This is a genomic window from Exiguobacterium sp. s50 (assembly GCF_018618175.1).
In the GTDB taxonomy this organism is placed as follows: domain Bacteria; phylum Bacillota; class Bacilli; order Exiguobacteriales; family Exiguobacteriaceae; genus Exiguobacterium; species Exiguobacterium chiriqhucha.
Genome location: NZ_JACSLP010000010.1, coordinates 34,881 through 53,201, shown reverse-complemented (window position 1 = coordinate 53,201; position 18,321 = coordinate 34,881). Strand labels below are relative to the sequence as shown.

Below are 18,321 nucleotides of genomic sequence, written 5' to 3'. Positions count from 1 at the left end.
AATAGTCTTGCGTCGATGGTTATGATTCGTGAAAAATAACACAGAAATAGGTAAGGGGAGCGGAAGATGAGGAAAGAGCTAATAGATGAAATTAGTATGGGCAATGAAAGTATTACTATTGAATTCAAAGAGGCGCATAACAAACTTCCAAAAAGTCTATATGATACAGTTTGCTCTTTTTCTAATCGACAAGGGGGAAATATTTATTTAGGAGTATCTGATGAGGGTGATATCACTGGCGTTGACCCCAAAGCAGTTGCACAAATGAAAAAAGATTTTGTAACAACCACTCAGTCAGCTCAAAAGATAGAACCGCCTCTCTACCTTGATATACAAGAGTATCAAATCGAGGATAAAATGATTTTACATATTTTTGTACCGAGTAGTTCTCAAGTTCATCGATTGAATCGTACGAAAATTTACGACCGGAATGAAGACGCTGATATCGACATTACACATAATACGACTCAAGTACAACAAATGTATAATCGAAAACAAGCTGACTATACCGAGAGAAAAATCTTTTCTCATGTGAGCATGGAAGACTTAAGAATAGATTTGATTGAGCAACTGAGGAAAACGGCATTAGCACAAGAAGATTATAGAGCCTGGACAACGTTTGATCACCTTGAAATCCTTAAATCTTTAGGTATGTATAGTAAAGACTATACATTTTGATAAAACAGAATTAATGTTGGGATAGCCTAAAAATTCAGTTCAATGCTGAATTTTTAGGTTTTTTTATTTGTCATTCATAGACCGACTACAAAATTGTTTATCACCTTCCAAAAATAGGAATTGTCTATTTCCGCTCTCACGGATCTGTATTATGCTTAATCATGGAGAACACAGAGAGGGGCAACCGTATGCAACCAGGGCTGCAAAAGAAAATCAAAGAAGCGACGTATTTGACGGCGGAGAAGGCATGGAGCTATCGTCCGATTTTACGTTATTTCTACATCCAGCATGAACGAATGCGTGAATTTTTATATCCGGAAGAGATTTATGAGTACTTGAAGCAATACATAGAATTTCAAGAATACACGATGGACGGATTGCATCAGGATTTAGAGTCGCTCGTCAAATGGGGCAACTTGATTGCCAGTCAAGAACACCGAAAGGCGAAGACGATTGAAGAATACAAAAAGAAAAGTTTCCGCTACCAATGTACGCCGTACACGGTCGAATTTGAGCGGATGATGATTCAACTCGAGCAGCTCGGTGACAGTTTCGGCGGCTCACTCGAGAAGACACAGTTCGAGCGGCTCTATCACGTCCTTGACGCGATCGCTCAGGCAGACGGAAAGCCCGACGCCGAATGTGCACAGCTTTGGGAAGATGCCATGCTCTATTTCCGTCAAATCACGCAGAACACGTCGGACTATATCGCCTATATCCATAGTGAAAAAGTCGTCGACAAGATGAAGACGGAAGCGTTCCTCGTCTATAAGGACCGCTTCACGACGTATTTGCGCGACTTCATCATCGCGTTACAGCGGACGGCGATGCAGATTCAGGACTTGCTGACGTCGCTCACGACGAAGCGGCTCGAACCGTTCTTTCAACAAGTTGTCCGGCATCAGCATCAGGCGTTCCGATTCGAAGAAGACGACATGGACCCGATGATCGACTTAGTCGAAAAGTGGCGTAACTTGAGAGCGTGGTTTCTCGGGACGACGCACGGCGAGAGCGAGTTTGAACGTCTGCAAGAACGGACGAACGAGGCTATCCGCCGCATCACCCGCATCGTTCAACGCATGAGCGAACGGCATCAACAATTTCGGAGCCGGCGCCGTGATTACGAGCATTTGGCAAAGTGGTTCGATGGGATGGAGACGATCGAAACGGCCCATGAACTGTCATCGGTCGTGTTCGGCGTGTTCCATACGCGTCACCTTTACGGGGACCATGTTCCGACCGACGACATGTACGTCGACGTGTGGGACGAGGCACCAATCGAACACGAGACGAAACCACGAACTACGAAATTTAAAGAATCGACGAAAGCCGGGGCCATCATTGACCGATCTGATAAGATTGCGGAGATGCGCCGACTTCATTTAAAGCAACTCGAAGAAGAGAAAGAAGCCATCGAACGATACATCGAAGCGGGCGTCATCTCGATCAAGGTGCTCCCAGTCATCGAACCGCATGTGCGAAAGCTGTTACTGTCGTGGCTCGGTAAAGCGATGGTACGGGAAGATCGGGTCATCAAAACGGAGTACGGCCGCCGCGTGCGGGTGACGCTCGAGGAAGAGCGTGTCATCTTGCGTGCGACCGACGGGACACTTGAGATGCCGAACGTGGAATATTACTTCATCGATGAGGAAGTGACGTCATGAGTGAGGAAACAAAAATAGATGAACGGATGGTTGAGGCGCTCGGAATCCTCTTCGAACAGTTTTGGGTATTACGAGCGGAGCAACCGCCCATCTACCAAAAAATCCGAGAACGTGAACATCAACTGAAACGTTACGTGACCGAGAAATTCGGCTTTGATTTGATCGTCCATCAACATTTCATCAAACTTGAGAAGCTCCCGGTCGACCCAAAGCCATGGATGGGCATCCAAGCGTTCACCGAACCGATGGACTACGCAATTTTCTGTTGCGCGCTCGCATTTACAGAAAGCAAGTCGGTCGATGAGCAGTTCTTGCTGTCCCATATCACGGAAGACATTCAAGAGATGTACCCTGGAGACTTGCCGCTCGATTGGACGAACTACCGTCATCGCAAATCGCTCGTCCGCGCGCTCAAACAACTTGATGAGCTGAAGTTGATTCGTGCGGTCGACGGGGACGTCGACTCGTTCGCGATGAGCGAGACGGAAGAAGTGTTGTACGAAGTGAGCGTCCATGCCCGCTATTTCATGCGGTCTTACCCAGAGGACTTATTCAATTACGAGACGATTCAAGATATCTTGACGAGCGAGTGGAGCCGTCAAAAAGAAGATGAGCGGCGGAAACGCGTATACCGCAAGCTCATGTTCTCGCCAATCGTGTATCGGGAGTCAAAAGACGATCCAGACTTCGCCTATATCCGTAACTTCAGGAACCGGCTCGGGGATGAGTTCGAGAAGTTCACGCCGTTCCGGTTAGAAGTGTTCAAAAATGCGGCCATGCTCGTCCTTCCTGACCAAAAACAGCGCTACACATTGTTCCCGAATCAAAAAGGAATCACGGGCATCGCTTTGCATGTGGCAAGTCATCTTAGGAAACTTGAACTGCCGGTCAACGAGATGGGCGAGATCCGGGTCACGTTGCTCGAATTTGAGCGGATGGTCGAGACGGTTCAGCTTGAGTGGGGACCGGGTTGGGCAAAACAATATCGTGAAGACACACCGAAAAAAGTGGCGGCAGAACTCGTTTCGCTCCTCCTTGAATGGGAGTTCGGATATGTGGAGACCGATTCAGGAATCCTTGTCATCCAGTCCGGGTTCGGTCGCACCGTTGGATATTACCCAGAAAAATTTATAGAGGAGCTGACGAAATGAGGGCGCAAAATCGCTGGAAAATGAACCGAGCAGGCTTGCTTAATTTTTGGTATTACACAGAAGAAACGTTCGATTTCTCGGACGGGAAGCTGTTGCTTCGAGGGAGTAACGGATCAGGTAAATCCGTGACGATGCAGAGCTTCCTGCCCGTGTTACTTGACGGGAAGAAGTCACCGGACCGGCTCGACCCGTTCGGTTCGAGAGCGCGCAAGATGGAAGACTATTTACTCGGCGAGAAAGAAATCGTCGACCGGGAAGAGCGGACAGGCTATTTGTTCATCGAATACAAGAAGGCCGAGACGAATCAATATGTGACGACCGGGATCGGGCTTCAAGCGAAGCGTGGGAAGCCCCTCAAATTCTGGGGATTCGTCATCACGGACAATCGTCGCATTAACATCGACATCGAGTTGTATAAACTCGACCGCCAAGGGACACAGACGAGTAAAATCCCGTACTCACGGGTCGAGCTCGAACGGGTCATCGGGGATGGGGGAAAAGTCGTTACGACACAAGGCGAGTATATGCAGCTCGTCAACAAACACGTCTTCGGCTTCGAGTCAATCGATGCCTATGAAGAGTTGATCAAGTTGCTCATCCAGTTGCGGAGCCCGAAACTGTCGAAAGACTTCAGGCCGACCGTCATCTACGAGATTCTCGAGGCAGCGTTGCCACCGTTGTCAGATGATGACTTACGCCACTTGTCCGACACGATTGAACAGATGGATCAAACGAAGCAACAACTCGAGCAGCTCGAGCGTGAGCTCATCGCGTTGCAGAAATTGAGCCGTACGTACGATGCGTACAATGAGCGTCATGTGGCCGACCTCGCCGTCGAGTACCGGATGGCGACCGAACGAGAGACAACGGAAGCGCAAGAGCTTGAAAATTTACGTGAACTCCAGACGTCAAGGGCGCATGAGGTCGAGACGCTGAAGCAATTGATTCAACAGCTCGACCAAGACAAAGCGACGGCAGAGCGTCAAAGGCAACGTTTGGCGTCCCATAAAGTTTGGAACTTAGAAGACGAGTTGAAGAAAGAGGTAGATGCGTTACAGCACATCACGGCTGATTATCGACGGCAGGACGAGCGACGCGCGAAGACCGCTCAAAAAATCTATGACGCGAAACAGCGGCAAGACGAAGAACAGGTAGTCCATCGCACGACACTCCAAACGATCGATGACCTGATTGATGATATGGCGTACGACGCAGAACAGGCGGCGTTCGACCGTCATGAGTTGAACGTCGCCGATTATCGTCGCCTGAATCGAGACTTTGATTTCCTGACGTGGAAACGCGAAGTAGGGGAACATATGGAACGGCTCGGCAAAGTGGCGGAAGGGATGCGCGCGCTCGAAGAGACGAAACGGAAACTTCAAACGGAAAACAAGCAACTCGCCGACGAGCAACAAGCGCGTGATCAGAAAAAGCACGAGCAGAGCGATTGGCAAAAGACGTTCGACCAAGACTTGGAGCGTCATCTCGCAGACGTATATCGGTGGACCGAGGAGCATCCTGAGTTTGGTGTCGAAGGGGAGACGATGGGTCACATCGAGCGCACACTTCGAAACGACTATGACCCGTCAACGTATGAGGATGTGTTGCGTCTCGTTCGACCAAACGTGGTCGGTTACCAGAACCGGCTACGTGAAAAAGCGGCCTCGAAGAAAGCGGCCGAACGCGTGATTGATACGAACATTCAAAACATAGAGTCCTCACTTGCCGAGTGGAAAAAGAAGACCGATCCCGAACCGGACATCGACCCGATGACGAGAGCGTCCCGGGAACAGATGCGGGCCGACGGCGTCGTGTTCGCTCCGTTATATGCACTCGTCGAGTTCGTGGACGGAGTGGAGGAAGACGTTCAAAAACGGATTGAAGCCGCGCTCATGGACAGCGGGATGTTAGACGCTCTCGTCACCGAGGCGGACGTCACATACGACCGGGTCTTGTTGCCGGCGCCACAGATGATGGCGCATACGTTGGCCGATTATTTGAAGCCGAGCCCAGTAGATACGGGAATTGCTTCGGACCGAATCGACGACGTGCTCCGCAGTATCCTCATCGGTGATGGCGAGACGTCCATCGGAGAAGACGGGACGTATCGGCTCGGTCAATTAAACGGACATGCGGTACCGGTCGAACACGTCCGTTTCCTTGGGCGAACTGCCCGTCAACGATATCGGGAAGCAAAGATTGAACAGTTACAGCACGAAATCGAACAACTTCAACTCGAGCGCGTGACGCTACGTGGTGAGCAGGCGGAGTTGGGTCAACACATCCAATCGGCTGAAGCGGCGTGGGAGGCATTCCCGTCTGACCGGGATTTGCGGATGAGTCATCAAGAAATCCAAAAGATCAGATTTGAGATCGAGAGTTTGGAGCGACGTTGCCGTCAAATCGAAGACATGTTGAAACAGACGAGTGAGCGGTTCAACGTGTTGAAGCGTGAGGTATATACACTGGCTGAGCCGTTCGAACTAGAAAAGACGCAAGCCGCGTTTGAACAAGCGAAGCGGGCGGTGGTGAGCTATAAAGATTTACTACTCGACACACATCGGGAGCACGACAACGCGGTCGCCTCGAACAAACGGCTCGCCACGATGGAGGCGGCCCTTGCGGAAGCGGAAGAAGACATTCTCGAACTCATGGGTGAATTGAATGAGCTCGAGGACAAAATGGTCCGGGTTCAAAAAAATATTGCGCAAATCGAGGACCAACTGGCGAGAGAGGGCGCTGACGACATCCGTCAACAAATCCAAAACGTCCAAGCTGAATTGGCAAGAATTGAACATGAACGGAGCCAATCGTTACAGCTTGTCGCGACGCGCCAGGCGCAACTTGATGCGGACGCGAACAAGTTGCACGAGAAGCAACATAGCCACACGTTGTCAAAACAGATGCGAGTAGCATGGGAGACGGCCTTGAAAACGGAGTGGAAACGAGGAATCGTCTCACTCGACGTAGACGGGGGTGATCCCGAAACATTGTCCCGAACGGTTGAAGCGATGTACGGGAAACGACTCACGAACAGCGCCTCAAAAGCCGACGAACATCTATCGAAAGCGTTCATCGACCAGCAAAATGATTTGATGGAATACCGGATGCGTAACTTCACCGAAGAAGTGCCGCTTGAAGCGTGGATGCGAGACGTCGATGACCGGTTCAGACGAGAAGTCGAGATGTGGCAACAGAAGACGACACGCCGCATCATCTCGCTCGACTTGCGGGGCCAACAGGCGAGCCCGCAAGCGGTCAAGCGAACGGTCGAGGAAGAGTTCGCCCGGCAAGAGAGCGTCTTGAACGAGAGTGATAAGGAACTATATGAAGAAATCCTCTTCAAATCGGTCGGGACGAAACTCCGCTCGCGAATCCGCCGGGCCGAAGAATGGACGGGGGAAATGAACGCGTTGATGGAGAGCCGGAACACGTCGTCTGGGCTTACGTTTTCAATCAAATGGCGGCCACGTACAGCGGAGAGCGAGGAAGAGCTCGATACGAAAGACTTGGTCCATATCTTGAAACAAGATGCGAAGCTGTTGAAGGACGAGGATTTCGAACGGATCACGGCCCACTTCCGGTCGAAACTGAGTAAGGCGAAGCGGATGATTAAAGAAGACGGAGACGGACAGACGCTCCTGCAAGTGCTCCGTGAAGTGCTCGATTACCGGAAGTGGTTCTCATTCGTCTTGTACTTCGATCGAACGAATGAACCGAAGCGCGAGCTGACGAACAATAAATTCGATAAGTTCAGCGGCGGGGAGAAAGCGATGGCGATGTACATCCCTCTCTTCACAGCGTGTTATTCCCGATATAAAGAAGCGGCCGATACTGCGCCGTATATCATCTCGCTCGACGAGGCGTTCGCAGGAGTCGACGAGAACAACATCCGTGAGATGTTCGAGATTGTCGAGCAACTCGGCTTCGACTATATCATGAACTCGCAAATTCTGTGGGGCGATTACGATACGATTTCGTCGCTGTCGATTTGTGAGCTGTTGCGTCCGAAAAACGCCGACTACGTCACCGTCCTCCATTACGTGTGGGACGGCGAGAAACGGCATGCGAAAGAAGAGACGTTGTTATGAAGTCGTTAGTCGACGAAGCCGTACACTACTTCAAAGCATCGACAGGCTTCTCGCGTCTGTTTGAACAGTTCCGGAAGAAGTATGCCTCGCTCGGAAAAGTTGGTGGATCGGTTTCGATTCAATCATTTAAACATGATGAACTTGAAGCGATTGCCCGCTTCTTCGGAGAAGACGTCGCAACGATCCGGTTGAAGAAGACGGTGACACTTCGAGCGTTCGAGAAGAAACTTCAGACGACCAAGTTTGAAGGCGTGACGTTGCTCGAGTTGCTCGAGGCGTATTTCGGAGAAGCGCTTGTGACGAAACAAGAAGCGCTTGCCCAAATGGAAGGACAGCGAGCGGAGCGTTTTCGTGAGCTCAAGCTGACGTATCCGACCCTCACGTTTTGGTTCACTTATTTAGAGGGGCGTACGGCAGACACGCACTGGATCAATCGGATGGTTGAGACGGATAAATTTGACGTGTCTTGCGAGCAACTGTCGCAAGCGATGGAACGGTTGCCACTTGATTATGAGCGGCTGCCAGTGTTCGGGCAACGTATCCTCGGCAATCCACATGCGTTCGACCGTACAACAGATCTCGGGAAGCTCCTCATCCATGCGTTGCATATTAAACGGGGACAGATTGGAGCACCACCGAGCGATACGGAACGGGTAAACGACTTGTTGTTGGAATTTAAGTTGTTACGGGACGACATTACTAATTTTGTGACATGTGCGAATGTGACGGCGGAGCGTGAGGGGACGGAGCATGCAATGTGGCATGGAGCGGCAGCAATGCATAGCGTCTTGAACGTGCCGATGCGTGAGCTGTTGAACGTAGACCGGGTGAGACCAAGCCGAGGACATACCGTATGGATCGTCGAGAACTCCGGTGTGTTCTCAAGCTTACTCGATGACGTGCCAGATGCACCGCTCGTCTGTACACACGGTCAGTTCAAACTTGCGGCCTATCGGTTACTTGATATGCTCGTCGCATCGGGTTGTCAATTGAAATACGCCGGTGATTTCGATCCGGAAGGACTGCAGATGGCGGCACGGTTAAAAGAACGATACGGCGACAAGCTCGATTATTGGTGCATGGACTTGGAGAGTTACGTGGCGTCCGAGTCGAACGTCGAGTTGGCTGAGGAACGATTGGTGAAGCTAGATCGGGTGACGGATGTTGAGTTACAAGACGTGGTGGAAGAGATGAAGCGGCGAGGGAGAGCGGGGTATCAGGAGGCGTTAATAGGAAATATGGTATCCACACTATACATGAAAAAGGAGTAAACTATGATTATTTACAACGAACCTAAAAATATTTTTGTTGAACATATTTTAGAAAAAGAAATTAGTTACGTCCTTAGTAAGAACATTGAAGAAAAGATGAATCGACGCGTTAGTGCTTCCGAAATGACCTCATGGGAAAATTCACTTTCAGAAATGATGCGAGTCATTCGAGGAGAATCGATACCTGATGATGTAAATATTCTACTTGAGTTTAATTTGCCATCAACTCAAAAGCGAATTGACTTCATTATTGCGGGGAAAGACGAAGATGGTCAAAAAAATGCAATTATTGTAGAACTAAAGCAATGGACGAAGGCGGAACTTGCTGACGGAGACGGTATTGTCCAAACCGCATTTCGCGGAAGAACCCAATCGACAGTCCACCCTTCGTATCAAGCTTTATCGTATCGACGGTACTTAGAAAATTATCTCGAATCGGTAGATCCGACCGAGTCTGATATAACGCTTGATTCATGTGCTTATTTACATAATTATATTCGGTCAAGAAAAAATGAAGCTGAACCTTTATTGAATGATAGATACAGTCACTACTATAAGGAAGCACCGATTTATTTCAAAATGGATGATTTGCGCTTAGCTGATTACGTCACAAAGCGGGTTGGGGCCGGTAAAGGCGCAGAAATTGCCAGAGAAATTGAAACCGGGAAACTGAGACCTTCCAAAAAATTAGTAGAAACGTTAAATCTGATGTTTGAAGGGAACGAAGAGTTCATATTACTAGATGAACAAAAAGTAGCCTATGAACAAATTTTAACGATCTATACTGAGCACGTTTTACATACGGACGAGAAGCACGTTGTATTAATTAAAGGGGGACCGGGAACCGGTAAATCCGTAATCGGTTTAAATGCTCTAAAGGCACTAGTGAATGAACAGGCATTAGTCGAGTATATTACGCCGAATGCAGCTTTCCGAGAAGTCTTGAGAAAAAAACTTGTAAGACAAAAGAGTATGATTGAAATTCGAGATATGTTCAAAGGTTCTGGTTCTTACGTGGATACTCAAGCGAATAAAATTGACGTATTAGTTTGTGATGAGGCACACCGTTTGAAAAATCATGGACATATGCAACGGAAAATTGCAGGAGAGAATCAAGCGACTCAAATTATTCGGAGTGCGAAAATGAGTGTCTTCTTCATTGACGATGAGCAAATGATTTCAAAGAAAGACGTTGGATCATATACGTTAATCAAAGAAGAAGCTAAGAGACAAGACGCTATTATTCATGAATTAACACTAGATTCTCAATTTCGATGTGGCGGGTCAGGTAACTACATCCAATGGTTAAGCGAACTTTTTAATAATGAAGCAACGACTGAATTAGATGGATCATATGATATTCGAGTGTTGGATTCGCCACAACAATTGATGGATGAGGTTGTATCAAAACGTGATGGTCGTGTGACTGCAGGCTATGCATGGAGTTGGACGAAAGAACGAATAGATGGACAACTTGTTCCAGATGTTCAGATTCCTGAACATGATTTTGCAATGGCATGGAATGATGCAAAACGTCTGGACTGGGCCATTCATCCAGATGGAAGAGAACAAATTGGATGCATCCATACAGTACAAGGATTAGAAATGACATACGCAGGTGTGATTATCGGACCGGATTTAGGATATGATCCACAATCAAGACAATTGATTGTGCGACGGGAAGAATTCAAAGATAGCGGGGCAAGACCTGCAAAACCGAAGAAGAATGAAGTGGACGCTCTTGAAAAACTCGTGAAAAATACGTATCGAACATTAATGACTCGTGGGATGAAGGGCTGTTACGTGTATTGTTGCGATCCTGAATTGCAAAAGTATATGAAGCAGCGAATAGATTCTACTAGCCATGAATACAAAAGTGTAACTAGAGGAATCTGACTCTAGTTACACTTTCGTTTTGGTTATGAATTTACATTGATCAATTAAGTAAACGTAAACGGGTCGTGTTAATGCCTTAAACATTTTTTCGTTAATGTTAGCGTCTTTAGAAAGCGACGGTTTGTCAAATTAAGCGCAACACTTCCTCCGCGAAGGCCTCGTGTGCGGTCTTTCAGCCGAGACATTTCCTCGGCCGCCCGTTGATCTTGGCGAGCGCGTCCGCGATCTCTCCTTGGCCGACCGTCGCGAAGTCCGATCCTTTCGGGAAGAACTCGCGCAGGAGGCCGTTGGCGTTCTCGTGGCAGCTGAACTCTTTGCCCCGGTCCGTCGTCGCCGTCCTGAACGTGCCCTCCGGGAAGGCGGCGTGGACCGTGTGGATCGCCCCCTCCATCGAGGCCGCGCTACGGTCCGCGATCGGCAGGGCGAGGTAGAACCGGCTCTTGCGCTCGACGAACGTCGCGACGCAGGCCTTCGACTTCCCTCGTCCGGAGACGACGGTGTCGAGCTCCCAGTGCCCGAACGTTTGGCGCCCCCTGACCTCCGAAGGCCGTTTCGAGATGGACAGCCCGACGTTGAACCTCCCGCGTGTCTCCACCGGTTTCCGGCGCTTGCCTTTCTGGCGGAGCGCGGTCGTCGGCACGTCGATCAGCCCCGAGTAGATCCAGCGATAGATGGTCGAGAAGGCGATCCTTCCGTCGAAGAGCCGCCCCACGATCTGTTCCGGGGACCAGGTCGCCCGCAGCTTCCTGATGATCGTCCGACGCATCGTTTCGTCGAGCTTCGTCTTGGCGCCGCAGTTCGCTTTCGCCCTCACGTAGTGTTCCTGTGCACGTTCCGACTTGTACCCGGGGTTCCTCCTGATCTCCCGCGAGACGGTCGAGGGCTGTCGCCCGAGCCGTCTCGCGATGGACCGGATGGACATCCCGAGCTCCAGATAGGTCTCTATTTTCACGCGTTCGGCTGTGGTAAGATGGGTGTAGCTCATAGCGATTCCTCCGTCTGAATGTTTGTGTGGTAACTTCATTCTACACGAGGCCGTCGCTATGGGCTTTTTTGCGTTCACGTTCAGGTGTTGCACTTAATTTTATAATTCATCATATAAAGATTAGGATAGAGATTTGGAAAAGCTCAGATCCATAAACTCTATGCTTTTTCAAGCGAGATATTATGGGATATATTTGTGAATTCCAATATAATTTAGTCTGTTATGTTAGATTTTCTCCACAATATCGAGATACTTACAGATGTTTAATTTCATTCTGATAAAACAATGATATGGAATCTCTGCCAATTTGTTTTGAACGATAAAGAGCTTCGTCAGCCTTACTGATTAGTTGCTCTTTTTCTACTAGATTTGCAGAAGTAGAATGGGCAATTCCGATACTAATTGTTATTGTATCTGCAACCGTTGAAGTTTTATGTTGGATTTTTAATTTATGAATGACATCATTCATATCTTTAGCTATATCAACGGCTTCTTCAACGGATTTCCCATCTAATAAAGCAAAGAATTCTTCTCCGCCATACCTTGCAAAGAATCCTCCAACCATATCCAATCTATTTTTCAATGATTGAGCGACTAATTTTAGTACCTCATCACCTTTTTGATGACCATATGTATCATTAAAAAGCTTAAAACAATCTATATCGATCATAAATACCGTAATTGGTTTCAATAAATCCTTGTTCATCTCCCAAACCTCTTCATAATTTTGGTTGAGTGACCGTCTATTCGGAACATTTGTTAGAGTATCAATGTTTGAAAGAATTTCGAGCTTCTGATTCAGTTGTTTTAGTTCATTTTGTGATCGCTCCAGTTGAGAAGTTCTTATTTGCACTTTTTCCTCAAGGGTGTTATTTAGTTCTCCTAAACGAATAGACAAGGTTTCAACTTTTTGAAAGGTAGATGCATATTTAATAGCAAGAACGATAGACTGAGCAAAGACAAAGATATATAATCCAACACTTGTAAAATCACCTGTATGAATCCATTCATTGTAATAAAGGATATCATTTAAGGCTGTACCAGTAAAAATGACGGTTGAGATCAATAAAACCTTTACACCTGGAACATTTCGCTTCCACGCTTTGGTCAATTCAAAAAGTACATACAACATCATCGCTGTCATGATCAGTTGATAAAAGTTAATCGTATACGAAAAAACTTTAGCAGGTGTAAATAAGACAAATAAAGAATAAAGTAAACTTATAAAAAAGGACATTTGTAAAATGGATTTTTTTATATAGTTAAGAAACATTGCATTAAGAAACAATAAAAATACTGGAAACGCGATTGAAATCGTCCAATATTCGATTTTTCTGTGCCATTCCCAAGAGAAATTAGGGAGTAGATCGGTTAAAACTACCTCGCCGACTATCAGCGAGCGAAGAGCAATTAGTAAACAAAGAATCCCAAAATAGAGAGCAGCTCGATCTGTTCTACGTAGAATATAAATAACAAAATGGTAAAATCCGAAAATAGTTAAACCACCAATAATAAACATTTCTTTAAGCATTCGTTTCTCAGCCATACTTATTAATTCTTCTGCATTTCCGAATAAAAACTCTCCCCAAATTCCACCGTTTCGTGCAGAGTAATTGGAAACCTGTAAAACTAGATCAAATTCTGGCTTATCTAAATCAAGAGTGATGACTTGTGGATTATAGGTTGGACGTTCATCTTTTGAGCTCATACCAATTTCACCAATTTGACTCACTAATTTCCCATTGATCCATAGTTTCGATGCATTCGAAATAAGCGGTACATAAAGGCCCTTATGAGTTGATAAGCTCTCTTCATTTACTTTTATTTTAAGTGTATATGTGGCATGTCCCTCACCTGGTAATGTCTCATTGTTCATTTCAGAACCCATCCACCTATGAGGAAATGAAACAAAAGTTGAGGGATTATCCGGTACTTTTTCTGGTTTGAGGAATTTGTTCCAATATAAACCCCACTCCCCACTCATCTCTATATAATTGTGCTCTTCAAAATTTATATCACGTAAATCAAGTACCCCATTTTTTGCTGTTATCTCATTACCATGAACTGCAAAATTAACAGTTGGAGCAACTGTCAAACAAGTAAACACCATCAGAAACAATAATAAAAGGAATTTTTTAATTCTTTCCATACTTATCTCTCCACTCGTCTTTTGGTGCGATTATTCTTTAGACGTCAAAAATAAAGTATAAATATACAGTAAGTACATATATTTTAAACAAAACAAACGAAATGGACTTCATATAACAAAGAAATAAAGAAAACATGGCAAAAATAGATAGTTTTCAATTGATGAATAAATTGAAGTGTTAAGAATTCTTTTTGAACAGTCTCTTTAATTATACTTATTCTACAACTATATTGAAACCTAAGTGTTTATTAATTCAAATCGGCTCATCACCATAAGGTGTGGTTGACGCATAAAATCCATCAGATTTTGAATTGAACATAGAAAAAAAGCGACGAGTAATATCGTCGCTTTTTAGTCTGTCTGTTTCCGGTTATACATCACAATACTTCCAACGAACACGACAAGTGCCCAAGCCGACAGAACCGCAAGCTCCACCCATGTAGAGCCAAGTCCTGCTCCCGCCTCGATTTGATGCGCGAGGTCGATCAAGACGATGTTCGGCAAGTACTCGAGGAGACCGATGATGGAGAAGCGGTCCTCGTATACCAACAGCATCGGTGAGAACGAGAAGAAGAAAAACGCCGGCATGACGATGAGTGAGGCTTCCATGACCGTCTTCGTCATCAATCCGAGAATCGTTCCAATCCCGATATAAAAGAACGTCGAGACGATGAGTGCGAGTGAGATGACGAAAAGGTTCGCCGGGCTGTATCCCATGATAAAGGCACACGCCGCGATGAGGATGAGCGTCGTCACGAACGTGAGCGCGCTCTTTCCGAGTAAGATGTCGAGCGTGCTCGCTGGCGACAACATCAGTCCACGGAGCGTGTTCTTTTCTTTCTCTTCGGCGATCAAAGCACACTGGACGAACGTCGCAACGAGGCTGAACGTGATATTGATGACGAAGTACGTTACGTCGATGCCTTCGCCGCCGAGCTGTGAATAGAAGACAGCGAAGAACAGCGGCATAATCAACGTCGACGAGACGAATAAGTTCCGCGACAAGTCTTTATAGTCTTTCTGGAAAATGGCGAGTGCCCGTTTCATTGAAAATGTCATGATAATTTCCTCCCCGTCACTTCGATAAAGATATCCCCGAGCGTCGGCTCGTTTGAATGAATGGCCGCGATATTTTGGTCGCGCATTTGTGCATGGAGCCAGTCGGCCCCGTCTTTTCCTTGTTTCAAGTCCACCGTTTCCCCGTCATGCAGTTCGACGCGCATCGAGCCGTTCGCATATTTCCGGCGCAATTGTTTTGGGGCGTCGAGCAATTGAATCTCCCCTTGATGCAAGAACGCGACGCGGTCGCACAGTTCCTCGGCCTCGTTCATGTCGTGCGTCGTCAAAAAGATGGTCGTCCCTTTTGCCTTCAACCGTTCGATGCCTTTATAGATGTGGCGCGAGTTGACCGGGTCGAGCGCGGACGTCGGTTCATCTAAAAACAACAGTTCCGGTTCATGTAACAACGCCCGGGCCAGTGTCACTCGTTGCAGCATCCCGCGTGATAAGGCGGAGATGCGTTTTTTGCGTTCCCCGGCCAAGTTCACTGTCTGGAGCACATCGTCGATTCGTGTGCGTGGCTCGTCGTATAGGTCGCAGTAGAGCTGTAGATTCTCTTCGATCGAAAGGCGCGTGTATAGGCCGCTGTTATCGGTCAACACACCGATCCGCTTCCGATACTGTTCTTGTTTCAACTCCGAGACCGGGACGCCGAACACGGTGGCGTCACCTGACGTCTGCGCGAGTTGGGACGTCAAGATTTTGATGGTCGTCGTCTTCCCGGATCCGCTCGGTCCGAGGAACCCGAACACCTCTCCTTTTTTAACAGAAAACGTCACGTCGCGTAACGCTTCTTCGTTCCCGAACAGCTTTTTCAATTGATTCACGGTGATAATATCCTGCATCGCTCGTTCCTCCTTGGTGATGTCGTATTTCCTGCTTACATCATATCGAGAGGAAGAGTGGGGCGCATTAGAATGGCCATAAATGGCGCTTCTTGAGGACTGAGTGGAGCAAATCGGACAGTGAATGGAGCCTATTTCAGCCCAATCATCGTCTTCAATTCGGCCATTTTCGTCTTCGAGAGCGGGATTGTCGTCTTCGCCGCATCATCGAGCACGAGGCTGAAACTGTTCTTCGTGTACGTGATGACTTCTCGCACCCGTTGAAGGTTGACGATGTAGGATCGGTGACAGCGGAAGAAGCCGTATGGGGTCAGACGTGTCTCGAGTTCGTTCATCGTGAAGACGCTCGGGAACTGCTCGGACTGACTGTGCAATACGGATTGTCCGTCCTGACTCTCGATGTAGTCGATTTCCGGCGGATCGAGCAAGACGATTTTCTCGTTCACTTTCGTTGGAATCTTCTCGAAGCGGACGTGTATCACCTCTGGCGTGACGTCTTCGTTCGTATCCGGTTCATCCGGTTCCACGTCGAGTAGGCGCAAGTGTCGGTGGTCGATCCGATAGACGGTCGACGTGACGAACAGGGCGCTTTCCATGTTGCTCGTCAGAAGCAGGATGGCTTTTTGTTGCTGCTTCAGTTGCATCAAGACGGTTGCGAACAAGTGGCGTGTCTCTTGGTCGACGTTTTGATCCGGTTCTTCGAGAACGTAGATGTCACGATTATGTAAGAGCAGCGCCGCATATTGGACGCGCCGGACGAGCGACAGGCTGAGCCGGTTCAAGCGTTTGTTCCGGTATGGGGTGAGTTGAACGGTTTGCAGGATTGCATCTAGCGATTCCGTCGAGTCGTAGAGCGTGTGCGTGAAACGCAAATATTCCTCGACCGTCAGCCGGTCATACAATCCATCACGGATGGAGAAGACCGAAAGCGTACGATTCGCTATATCGATGTTTCCGGAGTAGTTCGCGTGCGAGTCAGTCAATAATGCGAACAATATTTCCCGGGAAGTGACGCCGCAGTGGATGGCTGCGACTTCACCCGGATTGATGGTGAACGAGATATGTTCAAGGATGAGCGTGTCTTGTTGGCGAACAGAGACGTTGTTGAACGTAAGCACCGAATCCCTCCCTTTTTAGTTGGAGTATAACATTTTACAAAGAAGGTCTTAAGAGGGAAATTATTACTCATGTAAGTTACATCTTTTGGTAAAATTGAAGGGTGCAGTTTTATGATAAGGTGGTGAATCAATCATATGGTCGAAGAATACGAGCGACTCCAAACACAAGTTTTTGAGCTTCAAGTAGAAGTAGAGATGCTCCAAACGTTGTTACGTAAAATGATTAATCAGGATGAGGCGTTACATCATAACATCGAAAGCGAACTGGAATACGTCTTTCTCACACAAGAGTTGCCAGTCGAAAAACGTTTCGAGGTTTCTTTTTATTTAACGCGACTGCAAAAAGAATATCGATTCGAGAAAACAATTCCCGATTTTTTATCTTTCCACGAAGGACTAAAGGAAAGATTAGGAGTAGATGAATTGTCGATGAGGGTGTCAAAGCGATTGATTCAAGAATATATCGATCGAGGTATTTTTTCAGTGGGGAAAGAAATTTTAACAACGATGAAATGAGGCTGTATCAAACATGAACGAAATACAACGATTGATGAAAAAAGTGATTGAATTCCGTGACGAGCGCGATTGGGCGTTCCATCATAACCCGAAAGACTTGGCATTATCGTTATCGCTCGAGGCGAGCGAACTGTTGGAGTTGTTCCAATGGGTGTCGAGCGAAGAAGCGCTCGAGACGAAACACGTCGAGATGAAAGAAGAGCTCGCGGATGTCCTCATCTACGCGCTCACATTCGCCCATGCAGCAGGAATCGATGTGTCGCAGGCGATTGAAGAGAAGCTCGAGAAAAATGCGGTGAAGTATCCGAGTCCGCAATCATGAGTGAAACGCTCGAAAGGTATCCTCCAGATCAATTTATGATTCCTTGCCATTTAATCGGAAAGAATTTCTCACCTCGCGTCGCATCGGAGAAAACAGGCATTCGGTTTTATACCCAGACCGAAGTCGGGGAGATGGAGCGCATAGGAAAGCTGATTGCTACGCACGGTCATGCGTCATTTGAACCACCACTGGAATTTCAACAAATGGAAAATCCGTATATCGGACTCTTTTGGATGGTAGACACCCTTACGGAACATATCGACACCCTTCGTTCTTGTGGAGCCGACCATATTTATATCGACTTAGGTGTCATTTATTATGGTGATTTAAAGTTGGGGTTTGACCCAGACTTCTTGATGAAACTTGCAAACTTGAAGATTGAGTTTTGGATTAGTGGTTATGAAGAGAAAGGAGAGAACTCATAATGAGAGCGAAACATCGACGCCTTTTTCTCATGTATCTCAGTGTAGGTCTATTGAATATCGTCCTTTTGCTTATGATGCCGCTTTTTCAAAACGAGAGTTCAACATGGATGATCGTCATGTTTCCGTTATTGACGATTATTTGGTTTGCGAA

At 47.2% G+C, this 18,321-nt stretch carries 14 protein-coding genes; 9 read left to right on the top strand and 5 right to left on the bottom strand.

Features of this window, described 5'->3' with window-relative positions:
• Window positions 1-66 precede the first annotated feature (66 nt).
• The 6 genes from KNP68_RS13120 (at window position 67) to KNP68_RS13095 (ending at window position 10,751) form a co-directional block, all read left to right on the top strand.
• Window positions 67-678 carry an AlbA family DNA-binding domain-containing protein gene (locus tag KNP68_RS13120; RefSeq protein ID WP_214799885.1) on the top strand — a complete coding sequence of 204 codons (612 nt, stop codon included), beginning with the start codon at window positions 67-69 and terminating at the stop codon, window positions 676-678.
• Between the two features lie 188 nt (window positions 679-866).
• Window positions 867-2,342: a TIGR02677 family protein gene (locus tag KNP68_RS13115; protein WP_214799882.1), complete on the top strand. Its 1,476-nt coding sequence runs from the start codon at window positions 867-869 to the stop codon at window positions 2,340-2,342.
• Window positions 2,339-3,493: a TIGR02678 family protein gene (locus KNP68_RS13110; protein ID WP_214799881.1), complete on the top strand. Its 1,155-nt coding sequence runs from the start codon at window positions 2,339-2,341 to the stop codon at window positions 3,491-3,493. Before KNP68_RS13115 ends, KNP68_RS13110 begins: the two co-directional genes overlap by 4 nt.
• Window positions 3,490-7,584 carry a TIGR02680 family protein gene (locus KNP68_RS13105; protein WP_214799879.1) on the top strand — a complete coding sequence of 1,365 codons (4,095 nt, stop codon included), beginning with the start codon at window positions 3,490-3,492 and terminating at the stop codon, window positions 7,582-7,584. The genes KNP68_RS13110 and KNP68_RS13105 overlap by 4 nt, the downstream gene beginning before the upstream one ends.
• Window positions 7,581-8,855: a TIGR02679 family protein gene (locus KNP68_RS13100; RefSeq protein WP_214799877.1), complete on the top strand. Its 1,275-nt coding sequence runs from the start codon at window positions 7,581-7,583 to the stop codon at window positions 8,853-8,855. Before KNP68_RS13105 ends, KNP68_RS13100 begins: the two co-directional genes overlap by 4 nt.
• 3 nt (window positions 8,856-8,858) lie before the next feature.
• Entirely contained in the window at window positions 8,859-10,751 is a 1,893-nt protein-coding gene (locus KNP68_RS13095; RefSeq protein ID WP_214799875.1) for a DUF2075 domain-containing protein, read from the top strand.
• Window positions 10,752-10,923: 172 nt separating this feature from the next.
• Here KNP68_RS13095 and KNP68_RS13090 read toward each other — a convergent pair whose 3' ends face one another.
• The 5 genes from KNP68_RS13090 to KNP68_RS15330 form a co-directional block, all read right to left on the bottom strand.
• Complete coding sequence (locus tag KNP68_RS13090) at window positions 10,924-11,736, bottom strand: IS30 family transposase (RefSeq protein WP_214799873.1); 813 nt, start codon at window positions 11,734-11,736, stop codon at window positions 10,924-10,926.
• 253 nt (window positions 11,737-11,989) lie between these two features.
• Window positions 11,990-13,885, bottom strand: a complete 1,896-nt coding sequence (locus tag KNP68_RS13085; protein ID WP_029596190.1) for a sensor domain-containing diguanylate cyclase — start codon at window positions 13,883-13,885, stop codon at window positions 11,990-11,992.
• A gap of 351 nt (window positions 13,886-14,236) precedes the next feature.
• Complete coding sequence (locus KNP68_RS13080; RefSeq protein WP_128123920.1) at window positions 14,237-14,944, bottom strand: ABC transporter permease; 708 nt, start codon at window positions 14,942-14,944, stop codon at window positions 14,237-14,239.
• Window positions 14,941-15,789 (bottom strand): ABC transporter ATP-binding protein, encoded by an 849-nt coding sequence (locus tag KNP68_RS13075; protein WP_128123919.1) that lies wholly within the window; start codon window positions 15,787-15,789, stop codon window positions 14,941-14,943. Before KNP68_RS13075 ends, KNP68_RS13080 begins: the two co-directional genes overlap by 4 nt.
• Window positions 15,790-15,920: 131 nt before the next feature.
• Window positions 15,921-16,907: a LytTR family transcriptional regulator DNA-binding domain-containing protein gene (locus tag KNP68_RS15330; protein ID WP_214799871.1), complete on the bottom strand. Its 987-nt coding sequence runs from the start codon at window positions 16,905-16,907 to the stop codon at window positions 15,921-15,923.
• Between the two features lie 135 nt (window positions 16,908-17,042).
• Between KNP68_RS15330 and KNP68_RS13065 the strand changes: the two genes are divergently transcribed.
• Genes KNP68_RS13065 through KNP68_RS13055 form a run of 3 tightly spaced genes read left to right on the top strand, consistent with a single transcriptional unit; the run spans window position 17,043 to window position 18,170 of the window.
• Window positions 17,043-17,423: a hypothetical protein gene (locus KNP68_RS13065; protein WP_214799869.1), complete on the top strand. Its 381-nt coding sequence runs from the start codon at window positions 17,043-17,045 to the stop codon at window positions 17,421-17,423.
• Window positions 17,424-17,436: 13 nt separating this feature from the next.
• A complete protein-coding gene (locus KNP68_RS13060) occupies window positions 17,437-17,745 on the top strand; it encodes a nucleotide pyrophosphohydrolase (protein WP_214799867.1) in 309 nt (102 codons plus the stop codon).
• Window positions 17,742-18,170, top strand: a complete 429-nt coding sequence (locus KNP68_RS13055) for a hypothetical protein (RefSeq protein WP_214799865.1) — start codon at window positions 17,742-17,744, stop codon at window positions 18,168-18,170. The genes KNP68_RS13060 and KNP68_RS13055 overlap by 4 nt, the downstream gene beginning before the upstream one ends.
• The last annotated feature ends 151 nt before the right edge of the window (window positions 18,171-18,321 follow it).

Excerpts from the sequence above, each read along its gene's own strand:
- KNP68_RS13115 (WP_214799882.1), top strand. The coding sequence starts at position 867 with ATGCAACCAGGGCTGCAAAAGAAAATCAAAGAAGCGACGTATTTGACG.
- KNP68_RS13110 (WP_214799881.1), top strand. The coding sequence starts at position 2,339 with ATGAGTGAGGAAACAAAAATAGATGAACGGATGGTTGAGGCGCTCGGA.
- KNP68_RS13120 (WP_214799885.1), top strand. The coding sequence starts at position 67 with ATGAGGAAAGAGCTAATAGATGAAATTAGTATGGGCAATGAAAGTATT.
- KNP68_RS13090 (WP_214799873.1), bottom strand. The coding sequence starts at position 11,736 with ATGAGCTACACCCATCTTACCACAGCCGAACGCGTGAAAATAGAGACC.
- KNP68_RS13060 (WP_214799867.1), top strand. The coding sequence starts at position 17,437 with ATGAACGAAATACAACGATTGATGAAAAAAGTGATTGAATTCCGTGAC.
- KNP68_RS13095 (WP_214799875.1), top strand. The coding sequence starts at position 8,859 with ATGATTATTTACAACGAACCTAAAAATATTTTTGTTGAACATATTTTA.
- KNP68_RS13080 (WP_128123920.1), bottom strand. The coding sequence starts at position 14,944 with ATGACATTTTCAATGAAACGGGCACTCGCCATTTTCCAGAAAGACTAT.
- KNP68_RS13105 (WP_214799879.1), top strand. The coding sequence starts at position 3,490 with ATGAGGGCGCAAAATCGCTGGAAAATGAACCGAGCAGGCTTGCTTAAT.
- KNP68_RS13055 (WP_214799865.1), top strand. The coding sequence starts at position 17,742 with ATGAGTGAAACGCTCGAAAGGTATCCTCCAGATCAATTTATGATTCCT.
- KNP68_RS13065 (WP_214799869.1), top strand. The coding sequence starts at position 17,043 with ATGGTCGAAGAATACGAGCGACTCCAAACACAAGTTTTTGAGCTTCAA.
- KNP68_RS13075 (WP_128123919.1), bottom strand. The coding sequence starts at position 15,789 with ATGCAGGATATTATCACCGTGAATCAATTGAAAAAGCTGTTCGGGAAC.
- KNP68_RS13100 (WP_214799877.1), top strand. The coding sequence starts at position 7,581 with ATGAAGTCGTTAGTCGACGAAGCCGTACACTACTTCAAAGCATCGACA.
- KNP68_RS13085 (WP_029596190.1), bottom strand. The coding sequence starts at position 13,885 with ATGGAAAGAATTAAAAAATTCCTTTTATTATTGTTTCTGATGGTGTTT.